Source organism: Terrabacter sp. R4-6 (assembly GCF_057529065.1).
In genome coordinates, this window is the sequence record NZ_CP197224.1 from 2,056,965 (window position 1) to 2,071,401 (window position 14,437).

At 69.9% G+C, this 14,437-nt stretch carries 7 protein-coding genes; 4 read left to right on the forward strand and 3 right to left on the reverse strand.

The features are described 5' to 3' along the window. Positions 1-15: 15 nt before the first annotated feature. Positions 16-5,232: a beta strand repeat-containing protein gene (locus ACSSS0_RS09770; protein ID WP_487230983.1), complete on the reverse strand. Its 5,217-nt coding sequence runs from the start codon at positions 5,230-5,232 to the stop codon at positions 16-18. A gap of 163 nt (positions 5,233-5,395) precedes the next feature. Between ACSSS0_RS09770 and ACSSS0_RS09775 the strand changes: the two genes are divergently transcribed. The 4 genes from ACSSS0_RS09775 (at position 5,396) to ACSSS0_RS09790 (ending at position 10,701) form a co-directional block, all read left to right on the forward strand. Further along, entirely contained in the window at positions 5,396-5,914 is a 519-nt protein-coding gene (locus ACSSS0_RS09775; protein ID WP_487230984.1) for a glycine cleavage system transcriptional repressor, read from the forward strand. 363 nt (positions 5,915-6,277) lie between these two features. Continuing rightward, complete coding sequence (locus ACSSS0_RS09780; RefSeq protein WP_487230985.1) at positions 6,278-8,176, forward strand: glycoside hydrolase family 15 protein; 1,899 nt, start codon at positions 6,278-6,280, stop codon at positions 8,174-8,176. Between the two features lie 267 nt (positions 8,177-8,443). Further along, a complete protein-coding gene (locus ACSSS0_RS09785; protein WP_487230986.1) occupies positions 8,444-9,964 on the forward strand; it encodes a M28 family metallopeptidase in 1,521 nt (506 codons plus the stop codon). Between the two features lie 173 nt (positions 9,965-10,137). Next, positions 10,138-10,701 carry a hypothetical protein gene (locus ACSSS0_RS09790; RefSeq protein WP_487230987.1) on the forward strand — a complete coding sequence of 188 codons (564 nt, stop codon included), beginning with the start codon at positions 10,138-10,140 and terminating at the stop codon, positions 10,699-10,701. A 138-nt stretch (positions 10,702-10,839) separates the two neighbouring features. On the opposite strand, the gene ACSSS0_RS09795 is transcribed toward ACSSS0_RS09790, so the two are convergent. Both ACSSS0_RS09795 and ACSSS0_RS09800 read right to left on the reverse strand, forming a co-directional pair. Continuing rightward, positions 10,840-13,827 (reverse strand): DUF3427 domain-containing protein, encoded by a 2,988-nt coding sequence (locus ACSSS0_RS09795; RefSeq protein WP_487230988.1) that lies wholly within the window; start codon positions 13,825-13,827, stop codon positions 10,840-10,842. Beyond that, on the reverse strand, positions 13,817-14,230 hold the full coding sequence (locus tag ACSSS0_RS09800) for a (deoxy)nucleoside triphosphate pyrophosphohydrolase (RefSeq protein ID WP_487230989.1): 414 nt from the start codon (positions 14,228-14,230) through the stop codon (positions 13,817-13,819). The genes ACSSS0_RS09795 and ACSSS0_RS09800 overlap by 11 nt, the downstream gene beginning before the upstream one ends. Between the last annotated feature and the right edge of the window lie 207 nt (positions 14,231-14,437).

A 14,437-nucleotide genomic window follows, 5' to 3' on the forward strand; every position in this document is an offset into this window, starting at 1 on the left:
CGGGTGCTGGGCCGGTCAGAAGGCCGGCATGGTGCAGGACATGTAGTTGAAACCGGAGGCGCTGACGTTCGCGACTCCGCCGGCCCCGAAGCTGCCGGACGCGCTGGTCGGGTTCTGGCCGGACACGTAGGCCTCCATCTGCGCACCCGTGGCCGGGCTGGGGTTGAGCCCCGTGATCCCGAACGTGTTCGTCGTGGACAGGCTGCCCTGCTTGCGCAGCCCGATGCCCGGATAGGTGTCGCCTCCGCCGGTGGCACCGGTCGCCGTGTTGCCCGAGATCGTCAGGCAGACGGTCGTGTTGACGGCGCTGCCGACGCTCGTGCCGGAGTCGACCCGGATGCCGGGCCGGGCGACGAGGTCGATCGGGGCCGCGACCGAGTTGTTCTGGACCTTGAGTTTGCTCGTGCCGGTGCTGTTGGCGACGAGGTAGATGCCGATGCCCGTCGTCGAGGAGACGTTGTTGTTGGAGACGTTGGCCTGGAGGACAGCCGAGTCGAGCGAGCCCGCGGCGCCGTAGTCGTGCTTGTCGCTGCCGCCGGTGATCCCGTAGGTCCCGCCCAGCTGCGCCTGCGGCTTGACGGTGTTGCCCGTGATCTGCGAGGTCAGCTGGGCGGCGCCGTCGGCGGCGACGTCGATGCAGCTGCCCTTGTTGAGCCCGAGGGGGTTGGCCACGGTCCCGTTGTTCGTGACGTCGGCGAAGCCGGTCGCGCGCCCGGTGAGGAACACCTGGATGCACTTGCCGCCCATCGGCAACGCGGCGCTCGCGCCGGAGACCCGGTTGCCGCTGATGGCGACGGCGCTCGTGCCCGCGCCGGTGCCGAAGGTCACCGACGGTACGCCGGCGACGCTCTCGTTGCCGACGAGGGCCACGACCCCGCTGCCGCTCGGGAAGCCCGTGATGGCGTTGCCCGAGACCGTCCCGCTCGTCACGGAAGCCGCCGCGCCCGCGGATCCGTTGACCTGGAGGAAGATCCCGTTGCCGGCCGAGTTCGTCGTCGAGGCCGCGCTGGTGATGGCGTTGTTGTCCAGGTGCAGGGACGAGATCGTGCCGCTCTGGTTCTGGAGGTGGATGCCGTGCTGGTAGGCACTCGACAGCGCGCTGTTGGACACGGTGACGGCGCCGGTGACGTTGGTCGACCCGGCCGAGGTGAGGGCGATGCTCGAGTCGGACGCGCGCTTGCTCGTCTGGCCGCTGTTGGTCACCGTCCCGTTCGTGAACGAGAAGCCGTCGACCTGGGTGCCGAGGACTCCGGAGGAGTTCGGCGTGCCCGAGACCGTCAGGTTGTTGAGGCTGACGGCGGCGGTGCTCGTGAGGGAGACGCCGGCGCCGGTCGTGTTCTGGATCGTGCCGCCGCTCGCGTTGCCGCCGAGCGACGTGCTGCCCCCGCCGACCACGGTCAGGCCGCCCGCGCTGCCGGTGCTGTTGAGCCGTATGCCGTTCGCCGCGCCGTTCGCGCTCACCGACCGGAACTTCAGGCCCGCGGAGCCGATGGTCGTCGCGTCGACGACGAGGGCCGTGCCGGTCGTGCTCGTCAGGCTCGACGTGGCGTCGGTGGCCGTCACGGTGCCGCCCCCGGTGGCGCTGAAGGCGCTGTCTGCGCCGGAGGAGATCGTCAGCGCGCCGGTGAAGGCGACGGTCGCTCCCGTGTTGCCGGAGAGGACGACCTCGGGGCCGGAGACCGTGCCCGAGATGGTCGTCGTGCCGCCGCTGCGGTTGCTGACGTTGACGGATCGGGCGGTGCTGCCCGAGATGACCGCTGCGACGTCGATGCTGCCGGTGGCGGCGCCCGTGAGGTCGATGCCGTCGGCCGTGCTCCCGCTCACCGTGACGGTGGCGCCGATGGTCGCCGTCGTGACGTTGTCGCCGTGGATGCCGTCGGCAGAGGCGCCCGAGACCGTGACGCCCTGGACGTCGACCCCGTTCGCGAGCGTCAGGCCGTTGCCGGCGGCGTTCGTGATCGTCGGGGCCGTCGCACCGGCCGGGACCAGCGTCGTGCCGCCGATGGCGAGGCCGAACTTCTGGCCGTGGAGCCGCTGGCCGGTCTCGAGGGCCAGCCCACCGGCATACGACCCGGCGGCCGCGTAGACGAAGACGTGGTCACCGGCGCTGTCGGGGTCACCCGAGCCGCCGGCCCCGTTGAGCGGGGTCAGGGCCGCGAAGGGGGTGCTCGAGCGGCCGTCGCCGCCGGCGGGGGCGGCGCCGTCGACCCACCAGACGCGGTCGGCCCCGATGGCGACGCTGATGGTGCCGGTGGCGGTCAGTGATCCGTCGGTCACCGTGTAGGTGAAGGAGTCGGTCTGGCTGACGTCGCCGACGCCCGGCAGGTAGCTGAAGGTGCCGTCGGCGTTGATGCTCGCGCTGCCACCGCCGGTCGTCGCGACCGTCCCGGCGACGACGGAGACCGTCTGGCCCTCGGGGTCGGAGTCGTTGGCGAGCGGCAGCGGGCCCGTCAGGGTGGTGGCCGGCCCGGTCGCCGTGACGCCACGCACGGCGAGCGTGTTGCCGACGGCGCCGGTGTAGCTGTCGGCGCCGACGACCGGGGCCTCGTCGACGTCGGTGACGACGATCGTGAAGAGCTCGTCGAAGGACAGTGCGGGGCTGCCGTCGTCCGTCGTGCGCAGGCAGACGCTGTAGGAGGGCTTCCCCTCGAAGTCCAGCGACGCCGCGGTCACGAGCGACCCGGCGCTGACACCGAAGGCGGAGCCGTCGGCATACGTGCCCCCGCAGCCCGTCGACGCGACGGTGACGACCGAGAAGGTATGCGTCTGGCCGGCGTCCGGGTCAGCGGCACCGAGGGTGCCGACGACGGTGCCGACGGGCTGGTTCTCGGGGACCGAGCTGCTGGTCAGGGTGATGTCGGTCGGCGCCTCGTTGACGTCGGTGACGGTGATCGTGAAGGTCTTCGCGAAGACGTTGGCCGCTGAGTCCGTCGTGCTGACGCGGATCGAGTAGGTCGCCTTGCTCTCGACGTCGAACGAGGCGGCGGTGCGCAGCTCGTCGCCGACGATCGAGAAGGAGCCGTTGTCGGTGTCGCCGGCGCCGGCGGCCAGGGCGTAGGTGAACGTGTCGCCCGGGTCGGGGTCGGTGCTCGTGAACGTGCCGACGGCGGTGCCGGACGGGCGGTTCTCGGGGACCGTCGACGCGGAGAGTGCCAGACCGGTCGGTGCGCTGTTCGCCGCGGTGGTGAAGCCGGCGGTGACGGTGCCTGCCATCGCGTCGGGCGGGTCGACGGTGTCGACGTCGTGGATCTTGCTGCCGGTGACGGTGAGGCGGCAGACGGTGTCGGCCGGGAGCGGGGCATCGGGCGTGAGCGTCAGGGTGGCGGTGCCAGAGCCGCTCGGTGTGAACGCCGTCGTCGTGCCGGTCGGGCACTCGAAGGCGAGGGCGCCGGCATCCGCGGTGACCGGCTCGCTGAAGGTCACGGTGATCGTGGCCCCGGACGCGACGTTCGTCGCGCCGTCGACCGGTGAGGTGGAGACGACGCTCGGGGCGGCGTCGACGGTGGTGAAGGTGGCCGTGACGTTCGCCGTCATGGTGTCGGGCGGGTCGCCCGCGTCGACGTCGTGGACCTTGCTCGCGACCACGGTGAGCGTGCAGGAGGCCGTGCCGGGCAGGGCGCTGCTCGGGGTGAGCGTCGCGGTCGCCGTGCCCGAGCCGCCGAGCGTGAACGCGACGGGCGCGCTGTCGCAGGCGAGCTCGAAGGAGTCCAGGGCGACGGTGACCGGCTCGCTGAAGGTCACGGTGAGCGCGCTCGTGACGGCCACGTCGGCCGCCCCGTCGGCCGGGCTGGTCGAGGCGACGGTCGGCGGGCTGTCGACGACGAAGGTCGAGTCGATGTCAGCGGTGAGGGTGTCGGGCGGGTCGACCGTGTCGACGTCGGTGATGGTCGAGGCGTCGCCGGTCAAGCGGCACGTCTCACCCTCGGGCAGCGGGGCGGCCGGGTCGATCGTCAGGGTCGTCCCGCTGAGGCCGAGGACGGTGAAGCCCTGGGGCGCACCGCCGGACGGGCACTCGAGGGAGAAGGTGGCCGCGCTCGGCACGCTGACCGGCTCGGAGAAGGTCATGACGATGTTCGCGTCGGTCGCGACGTTCGTCGCGCCGTCCGCGGGCGAGAGGGAGACCAGCGTCGGCGCGGCGTCGACCGTCACGAAGGACAGGCTGATCGGGGTCGCGAGCGCGTCCGGCGGGTCGCCCGCGTCGACGTCGGTGATGTGCGCGGCGGCTGCGGTCAGGGTGCAGGTCGCGGTCTGCGGGAGGTCGGCGCCGGGGTTGACGGTCACGGTCGACGTGCCCGAGCCGGTGACGGCATACGGCAGCGACCCGCCCCCGCAGGAGAGGGTGAAGGCTGCGGTGGCGACGTCGACGGGCTCACTGAAGGTGAGCACGACGTTCGCCGACGTGGCGACGCCGGTGGCGTTCGCGAGCGGCGTCGACGAGACGAGGCTGGGCGCGGTGTCCGTCGTGAAGGAGAAGGTGCGGTCGGCGGCGGGGTTGTCGGGCGGGTCGAGCGTGTCGACGTCACTGATGCCCGCGGCATACGCGGTGGCGGAGCAGCTCGCTCCCTGGGGCAGCGATCCGGTCGGGTCGAGCGTGACCGTGGTCGTGCCGGACCCACTGACGGTGAAGGGGATCGACGCGGTGTCGCAGACGAGCGCGAAGGATCCCACCGTGGCGGTGACCGGCTCGCTGAAGGTGAAGGCGGGCGTCACCGACGTGCTGACGTGGGTCGCGCTGGTGGCCGGTGCCGTCGACGTGACGCTGGGCGCGGCGTCGTTGGGGGTCACCTGGACCTGGACCTCGCCGGTGAGGCACTGCCCCGGACCCGTGACGTAGCGCAGGGTGCCGGACGGAAGGGCCGCGCAGAAGTAGACGGTGCCGGCCAGCGGCGGGAGCGTCTTGAAGGTGGCCGGCGGCTTGCAGTCGCGGGCGTTCTTCGTCAGGCGGGTCGAGCCGGACGGCTGGATGCAGACGAGCACGGGGCCGGGCTTGAGGGTCACCTTGGTCTCGTTGCTCTTGCACTCGCTCAAGGAGGTGACGGCACGGAGGAGGCCGTTGCTCTTGAGCGCGCAGGCGTAGGACATCTCGCCCGCGCTGGGGGCCGCCGTGGCGGAGCTTCCGGGGCCGATCAGGGCAGCGACGAGGAGCAGCGCGCACGCGGCGGCGATGCGGTGGAGCCGGTGCAGGGGACGGAGTCGGGCAACGGGACTCGAGCTGGCACTGGCGCGCGACATCGCGACCTCCGATCAGAGCCGGCCGCTCCCCCGATGTCGCAGCCTGCGGGAATGGGTCCCCGTGCAACCCTCCTTTGATAGCACCGTGCCCGGGCGCGGCGCCGCGAAATCGTCCGGATCCGTGGGGAGGCGCGCGGATGCGTGTGGTCAGTAGGCTGCGGATGTGCCCAGACTCGTGCTCACCGTCATCGGCGACGATCGCGCCGGCCTCGTCAGTGCCCTCGCGGACGTCGTCACCGCGCACGACGGCAACTGGGAGGACAGCCAGCTCGCCGAGCTGGCCGGCAAGTTCGCCGGCATCGTCGTCGTCGGGGTGCCCGCTGGTCGGGTGGACGAGCTGACCGCGGCGCTGGGCGAGCTCGACGGCCTGCTGGAGGTGGCGGCCCATCCGGGTGCCGACGCCGCGGTGGTCGCCGACGACGCCGACGCGAAGCGGCTGACGATCGACCTGCTCGGCAACGACAGCCCGGGCATCGTGCGCGAGGTGTCGTCGGTGCTGAGCCGGCACGAGCTGTCGATCGAGACGATGACGACCGGGACGCGCGAGGCGCCGATGGCGGGCGGGCTGCTCTTCGAGGCGCACGTCGTCGTCCGGGTGCCGGGCGGGTCCGACGCCGCGGCGCTGCGGGCCGATCTGGAGCGACTGGCCACCGAGCTGCTCGTCGACATCGCCGTCGCCTGACGGGGCTCGGTCGCTCCTGGCCGGCGGTGCCCCGCGTCACGGCTGCACGGGGCCGCCACATTGTCGCGGGAGCGGCCCGGATGACGATGGGGCCCGCCTCGCGATGCGAGCTCGGGCCCCGTGACGGTTCACGTACCACAACGGGCCAACCGCCGAAGTCTGTGTCGTCGGTGGACGACTCCCTCCAGTGGAGACCCGCCCGCGTGGCGAAATGTCCGAATTCGAGAGACCTTGCGGGACTCTTGTCGGGCTCTTGCGGAAGCGGACGCACGCCGCGGCACGGCCGCCCGACCGCGCCGGACGGCATACGTGCTCGGAGGGGCCGCCCTTGTGCGCGCCGGGGACCGCGAGCAGTCTGAGGACATGGACGGATCAGGCGACGTCGCGGCACCGGCTCCTCCCATCGCGCATGCCCGGGCCGTCCCCATCGCGGACTACGGGTTCCTGTCCGACGGTGAGGTGACGGCCCTCGTTGCGCCGGGCGGCGACGTCGACTGGATGTGCCTGCCGCGCCTGGACTCGCCGAGCGTCTTCGGGGCGGTGCTCGGGCGGCACTCGGGGCGCTTCCGGCTGGGGCCGTCCGACGTCAGCGTGCCGACGGCGCGGCGCTACCTGCCGGGCACGATGGTGCTCGAGACGAGCTGGGGCACCCCGACGGGCTGGATCATCGTGCGCGACGTGCTGCTCATCGGGCCGTGGCGGCACGACGCCGACGTCTCCCCCAAGCACCGGCGCACACCGATGGACTACGACGCGGAGCACACGCTGCTGCGGACGATCCGCTGCGTGTCGGGCGAGGTGCAGACGGTGATCGAGTGCGAGCCGGTGCTCGACTACGGGCGCAAGCCGGTGACGTGGGACTACACCGACCTCGGCTACCACCAGGGCCGCGCCACTGCCGAGGGGTCGGACGTGGTGCTCACGCTCACGACGGACCTGCGGCTCGGCTTCGAGGGCGGGCAGGCGGCTGCCAGAACGCTGCTCAGGGAGGGCGACGTCCGCTACATCGCGCTCTCGTGGGGTGACAAGCCGCCGCCGACCGACTTCGGGCAGGCGTACCAGCGGCTCGTGTGGACGGCCCACCACTGGCAGCACTGGCTCGCCCGCGGCCGCTTCCCCGACCACCCGTGGCGCAGCTACCTCCAGCGGAGTGCGCTGACGCTCAAGGGGCTGACGTATGCGCCGACGGGTGCGATCGCCGCCGCGTCGACGACGTCGCTGCCGGAGACCATCGGTGGAGAGCGGAACTACGACTACCGCTACACGTGGATCCGCGACGCGACGTTCGCGCTGTGGGGGATGTACTCGCTCGGGTTCGACTGGGAGGCCGTGGACTTCTTCTCGTTCATCGCCGACATGGCCGAGCGCGACGAGGACCTGCAGATCATGTACGGCATCGGCGGGGAGCGGGAGCTGCCGGAGTTCGAGCTCGACCACCTGCCGGGGTATGCCGCGTCGCGCCCCGTGCGCATCGGCAACGCCGCGCACTCGCAGGTGCAGCACGACGTCTGGGGCGCACTGCTCGACTCGGTCTATCTCCACTCGAAGGTGGCCGACCACCTCGACGGGCGCATCTGGCCGATCCTCGGCAAGCAGGTGCGGACGGCGCTCAAGCACTGGCGCGAGCCCGACGCCGGCATCTGGGAGGTTCGCGGCGAGCTCAAGCACTTCACGTCGTCGAAGATCATGTGCTGGGTCGCGGTCGACCGGGGCGCAAAGCTCGCGTCGATGATCGGCGAGGACTCGCAGGCCGCCGAGTGGGAGCTGGCGGCCGAGGAGATCATGGCCGACATCCTCGAGCACGGGGTCGACGAGCGTGGGGTGCTGACGCAGTACTACGGGGCGTCGGCGCTGGACGCGTCGCTGCTGCTCGCGCCACTCGTGCGCTTCCTGCCGCCGGACCACCCGGTGATCCGGGCGACGGTGCTCGCGATCGCGGACGAGCTGACCGTCGACGGGCTCGTGCTGCGCTATCGCGTCGACGAGACGGACGACGGCTTCTCCGGCGAGGAGGGGACCTTCACGATCTGCTCGTTCTGGCTCGTGTCGGCGTTGTCGGAGATCGGCGAGCACAAGCGGGCGCACGAGCTGTGCGCGAAGCTGCTGTCGTTCGCCGGGCCGTTGGAGCTGTATGCCGAGGAGATCGACACCCACACGGGGCGCCACCTCGGCAACTTCCCGCAGGCGTTCACCCACCTGGCGCTCATCAACGCCGTCATGCACGTGATCGCTGCGGAGACCACGCCGGACCCGGAGATGTGACCTGGCCCGCACGGTGACTCGACAGAAGTCGTGACGCCGGGCTCGCGGCACCGCTACCTTCGGAACGTCAGGGGACGTCGCCGACAGCTGATCCAAGGTCGCCCATGCGCGCACAGTCGCCGCTGCGCCGATCCGGCAGCCCCTGCTCCGGGGCACAGCCGTGACTGGAGGGCGCCCCTGACCGACGAGCTGGCCCTCGCATCAACGGATTCCGTATGCCGCCGGCCTCGTGGCCGACGCGCGTGACGTCCCAGAAGGAGCACTCACATGCGATTGCGCACCACCCGTCTTGCGGCCGTGCTCGGCACCGCCGCCCTCGTCGTCGCCGGAGCCGGCGCCTCGACGATCAACGCCACGGCTGCCCCCGCCGCCTGCGCCACGAGAGTCAACAACACCATCGCCCGGCTGCTCGAGTGCACGGACCTCGCCGGGGTCCGCGCCCACCAGGCCGCGTTGCAGGCCATCGCGGACGCCAACGGGTCGACCCGCGTGTCCGGCTCGCCGGGCTACGACCAGTCGGTCGACTACGTCGAGGCGAAGGTCAGGGCCGCCGGCTGGAAGGTCACGAGGCAGGCGTTCGACTTCCAGACGTTCGTCTCGCTCACGCCGTCGGTGCTCGAGCAGGTCTCTCCGGCTCCGGTCGGGCCGCTGCCGCACAGCGGCATGTCCTACTCGGGCAGTGGAGACGTGACCGCAGCGGTGAGCACGCCCAGCGGAGACTTCCGCGGCTGTGAGCCCGCGGACTGGGCCGGCTTCCCTGCCGGCAACATCGCGCTCGTGTCGCGCGGCACGCCGCCGACCCTGCCGGTCGCCTGCACCTTCGCCCTCAAGGCCCAGAACGCGCTGGCCGCCGGGGCCGTCGGGCTGGTCGTCTACAACAACGCCGCCGGTCCGCTCAACGGCACCCTCGGCGCCACCTTCACGGCAGACCTCCCGGCCGTCGGCATCACCCAGGCTCTCGGGATCCAGCTCGTCAACACCCCGGGGCTCGTCCTGCACCTGAAGACCGACACCCTGCGCGGGATCGCCACGACGTACAACGTCCTCGCGGAGCTGCCGGGCAAGAACCAGGGCAACGTCGTCATGGCCGGGGCACACCTCGACTCGGTCAACGCGGGTCCGGGGATCAACGACAACGGCAGCGGGTCCGCCGCCCTCGTCGAGCTCGCGGAGAACCTGTCGAAGGTCAAGCCGCAGAACACGATCCGACTCGCGTGGTGGGGCGCCGAGGAGTCCAACCTCGTCGGGTCGACCTACTACGTCAACAACCTCACGCGGGCCGAGCTGAGCCGGATCGCGCTCTACCTCAACTTCGACATGATCGGCTCGCCGAACCACGTCTTCTTCATCTACGACGGTGACGACTCCGACGGCGTGGGCGCGGGGGCCGGGCCTGCCGGGTCGGCGCAGATCGAGAAGACGTTCGAGGCGTACTTCACCTCGCGTGGCCTGCCGTTCAAGGGCACCGACTTCAGCGGTCGCTCGGACTACGGGCCCTTCATCGCCTCCGGGGTGCCCAGCGGTGGGCTCTTCACGGGAGCCGAGGGGATCAAGACGGCGGAGGAGGCAGCGCTCTGGGGTGGCACGGCCGGCCAGGCCTACGACCCCTGCTACCACCAGGCATGCGACACCTACGCCAACAACAACGACCTGGCGCTGGCGGAGAACAGCGACGCCGTCGCCTACGCGACCCTGTCGTACGGCATGAGCACCAACCTCATCAACGGCACCAAGTCCAAGGGCAACTTCCGGCCGCCGCCGGACGACCACGCGCCCGCCACGTGCTGACGCTCTCCGCCGGGGGAAACGACGAGGTATGCCGCCTGGCCCAGCCCGGCGGCATACCTCGTCTCGTTGTGGCCGGCGGTCGAGCCGCGGGGCGCGCGTGGCACCCGCGTCACCGCTCACCCGTGAAAGGGAGGAGACTGGAGGCTCGACGACGGAACACGAGGGCTCACCGAATGGCTGACATGACCGACCACGAGACGTATGTGACGCCCAAGTTCGCCCAGCAGTACTGGGCAAAGCACGCCTACGAGGTGCTCGTGGAGACGGCGGGCCGCTACAACGCCGTCATCACCTACTCCGAGCTCGCCGAGGAGGTCCAGCGCCGCTCGTCGCTGCGGACCAAGTCGCAGATGCGCAACTGGATCGGGGCGCTTCTCGCAGACCTGGTCAAGGTCAACCACGTGCGCAACGAGCCGCCGCTGACGTCGTTGGTGGTGCACAAGGACGACGGGCGGGTTGGGGTCGGCTACGACGAGGTGCTTCGTGTCGCCGGCGAGTCATCAATCTCCGACCCGCTCGAGCGCGAGAACCACGCGGCCGCGTCTCGGCTCGAGTGCTATCGCCACTGGGGAGCCGACGTGCCCGCCGACGCGGTGCCGACCGTGCACGCCAAGGCCCGGGTCGTCCGGGCGAGCACGCCGCGTGCGACGGCAGCGACCGAGGCGCGTCGCGGCGCGGTCTGCCCCACGTGCTTCATGGAGATGCCCGTCTCCGGCCCCTGCCCCAACTGCGACTGAGCGGACCGACTGCCACGGAGCCGACAAGCAGGCGTGCTGAGGTCTCAGGCTGCGCCGCGGGAGATGACGTCATGCGCGTGGCCGCTGGCGCAGCGACGCTGCACCGCAGGCCACCCCTTGCGCGCGAGCGCGGAAGGCCTACACCGTGATGAGGGGATGGAAGTAGTCGAAGAGCCCGGCCGGGATGGGCTGATCGAACTCCAGCCGCATACGCACGACCGGTAGGGCCTTCCCGTCGTCGTCAGGCATGGTCGTCTCCTCGAAGTCGAGTGGGGTCGCCCCGCCGAGGAAGTAGAACTGCGATCCCTCCGCCTCGTCCCGCTTCACAAAGACGTAGAGCTTCACCCGGCCCTTCACGATGTTGTCGACCTCTGCACTGGCCAGCGTGCGCCGAGCGCGGGTGTACCAAAGCATGGTCGACTGGTCGAGGAGGGCGTCCTCGTAGGCGGTGCTCGAGGTGATGCCCTCGCTCTTATGCAGGGTGACGAAGATCGGGCAGTCCCCGGTCGCCGGATCGGCCCGATAGCCGTAAATCGTTGACGTGAACTTCCGCGGCCACCCGAGCAACCGGCACACTTCCTTGCGCGAGTACTGCCGGCCTGCCGTGAAGGGGCTCGACGACTCGTAGAGAGCGGTGGCCATCGCATTGCCGGTTTCGGCGATGTCGTCGACGTGAGCCCGGAATGACGGCGATCGCTCGTAGTCCCAGCGGAACTCCGGCGTTAGGCCGATGCGGCCGTCGTCGCCGCGTTCGACGATCCCGGTCTGGTAGCGCTTCTGGTCAGCCTCCGCATGCCCGTGGAGGGTGAATGTGTCGATGATGCTGTCGAGGCGCCGATCCGGCACCGTCCCGCCATCGTCACCGACTGCGTCGCGGGCGTCGGCCCGGCTCAGAGTCGGCGTGGTGAGCAAGGCCCGAAGGAGGCGTGCTTCGCCGGCGCGCTTGGCCGGGAGGACCTCGTGCGAAAGCAGCTCAAGGGCCTTGGCCTGCCGCGGCGTCAGGTCGGCCGGCTCCTTGAGCGCGGCCTGCAGCAGGCTCGGATAGTGGGCTCGTCGGGTGGCGAGGACGACGGGGTCGGTGGATTTGAACCGCCAGAAATCTCCCAGCCGCGGCGTGCGTCCGACGCGGTCGCGCATCGCCGTCAGCGCGGCTCGCAGCTTGGGCATGTCGTCGAGCCTGGTCTGGCTGATGGACGAGAGCACGCGCGCCTCAGCCAGCTTGTCGAAGCGGACGCTCGAGAGCCCAGCGACGACGCCGACCTCTTCTGCGCCAATGAGGTTCTGCCGGAGCGACTCCTTATTGAGCGACTCGTCTTCAAAAAGCGCTACGGGGATGAGGAAGTTGTTGGCGTAGTTGCCGATGAAGTCGATGACGACGAGGTAGTCCTTGCCAGCCGCTTTGCGCAGGCCGCGGCCGAGCTGTTGCGTGAACACGATGGCTGACTGCGTCTGCCGCAGCATGACCACCTGGTTGACGCTCGGAATGTCGACGCCCTCGTTGAAGACATCGACCGTCAGAAGGTAGTCGAGCTCTCCGCGCTCGAGGCGCTCGACGGCGGACTCTCGCGCTGGAATGCTGTCATCACCGGTGAGCGCGAGAGTCCTGAGCCGTCGTCCTCGCAAGGTCGCGCCGTTGAAGGCCTGCGACAGCTGGTGCGCTTCCTCCTTGCGACTGCAGAAGATCAGTCCCCGAGGGGCAACTCCCGCCTGGCCATACGTCTCGATGCCAGCGAGCACATGGCGTACGCGTTCAGGAGACGTCAGCTTGGCCAGCAACGTGTAGTCGTTGGTCGTGCTTCCGTCATCAAAGGAGATGTCGGCAACCCCGTAGTAGTGGAAGGGCGCCAGCATCTCTTCTTCGAGCGCCTTGGTCAGGCGGATCTCGTACGGGACGACGTAGTCGAAGAGCTCGTAGACGTTGAAACGGTCCGTGCGCTCCGGTGTCGCCGTCATGCCCAGCAGGAAGGCTGGCTCGAGGTGGTCGAGGACCGTGCGATAGCTCTGGGCGCCGGCGCGGTGCACTTCGTCAACGAGGACATAGTCAAAGGCTTGGGGATCGATGCTGGCGAGGGTGCTGGCCTTGGAGAGCGACTGGATCGTGGCGAACACAAAGGGCCGGTCAAGCTCCCGTGAGCCCCCAGCGAGCTTGCCGAAGTCACTCAAGGGTCGATCCAGCACGCGGGCGTACTCGAGCATCGTTCGGTCAAGAATCTGCTCCCGGTGAACGATGAAGAGCATGCGCTTCGGTTTCACCGCTTTAACGTCGAGCGCCGACAGGATCGTCTTGCCGGTGCCCGTCGCGGAGACGACAACAGCACGCCGGGCACCGTTGGCTCGCACGTCGGCAATCGCAGCGAGCGCGTCGCGCTGCATCCGGTTTGGCAGCACGAGCGGGTGCGCCCCGCCGGCAGTTAAGCCGTCGTCTCCGCCGTCTGCCGTGGGCCAGTCGTCGGGGTTCTGGCCCAGTCGATCCTGGGCGTCGATCTGGCTGACGCTTGCCAAACCGGTCGGCTGGCGTCGTGGGCGGGGCGGGGGTGCCGTATAGCCGACCGCGTACGCGTCGACCCAGTCCTGCGTCAACGGAACGGAGTCCCTGACCTGATACTCGCTGAGTTGGCGCAGCTGCTTGCCGAGGTCACTCGTGCTCGCGGCCGAGACGCGCAGGTTCCATTCGTGATTTCTCACCAGGGCCGTTTCGGTGAGGTTCGAGCTGCCCAGCATGGCGGTCACTGAGGTGTCGTGCTGGAAGACGTAGCCCTTCGGGTGAAAGGCCGGCGAGCGATGGATGCGCACGTCGATGCCGTGCTCTTGCAGACGCAGCAGCTCGGCGAAGGCGGCCGGTGAGTTGAAGGCTAGGTAGTCGGAGGTGACGATCCGTCCCTCCCCCTCGAACTCGAGCAGGTCCGTCAGCAAGAGGGCGATCGCTCGCGGCGAGACGAACGCGACCGAGAACAGGAAGCTGTCGCACGTGGCGAGCTCTTCGCGGATCACACGCAGCGCTGTGTTGTCGGCGTCGTTGTAGACGAGCTGAGGGTGGCGCCGCCGGGGTGCCAGCTGGTCGGTGCCGAGGTAGCCGAACTGGACGTCACGTGACAGGTCGCCGAGCCAGTTGAAGTCAGTGGCCATGGGTGAGATCACGCCTCACGAGCTCCACCGCAGGCAGGTCGGCGGGTGCCCAATCCAGCGTGCTCATCTCTAGCGGGGTGCACCAGCGCACCTCATCGTGGTCGGTGAGGCGAGGCTCGCCGGCGATGAGTTCGCAGTAGAAGGTCGTGAGCACGATGGTCGCGAAGTCGTACGCGTGCCGCGTCGTCTCGATCTCGGCGCCCACCACGACTTCGCAGCGCAGCTCCTCGTCGATCTCGCGGACGAGCGCGTCGCGGGGCGACTCGTCGGGTTCGACCTTGCCGCCGGGGAACTCCCAGTAGCCGGCGAGCCTCCCGGGTGCTGCCCGGCGGGCACACAGGACCTTGCCGTCGGAGTGAATGACGGCCCCGACGACCGGAATAACCAGCTTCCCCTGATGCACCCCACGAGCTTAGGAGAACGCGGCGACAGCGAAGCGGCCGACACGATGCGGCGATTCATCCCCCGAGCTGACCATGGCCAAGTTACGGTGACGCCAGCAACAGCGTGGAAGAGTTACAGGGGACTTTGTTGGCGGTTGATCAGGATGTGCTCAAGGCTGAGCAGGCGCACTTCGATGCAGCTTGGCATGCTCGAGAGACGACGCGCA

Coding starts and splice junctions, on each gene's coding strand:
- ACSSS0_RS09795 (WP_487230988.1), bottom strand. CDS start 13,827: ATGGCCACTGACTTCAACTGGCTCGGCGACCTGTCACGTGACGTCCAG.
- ACSSS0_RS09785 (WP_487230986.1), top strand. CDS start 8,444: ATGCGATTGCGCACCACCCGTCTTGCGGCCGTGCTCGGCACCGCCGCC.
- ACSSS0_RS09770 (WP_487230983.1), bottom strand. CDS start 5,232: ATGTCGCGCGCCAGTGCCAGCTCGAGTCCCGTTGCCCGACTCCGTCCC.
- ACSSS0_RS09780 (WP_487230985.1), top strand. CDS start 6,278: ATGGACGGATCAGGCGACGTCGCGGCACCGGCTCCTCCCATCGCGCAT.
- ACSSS0_RS09790 (WP_487230987.1), top strand. CDS start 10,138: ATGGCTGACATGACCGACCACGAGACGTATGTGACGCCCAAGTTCGCC.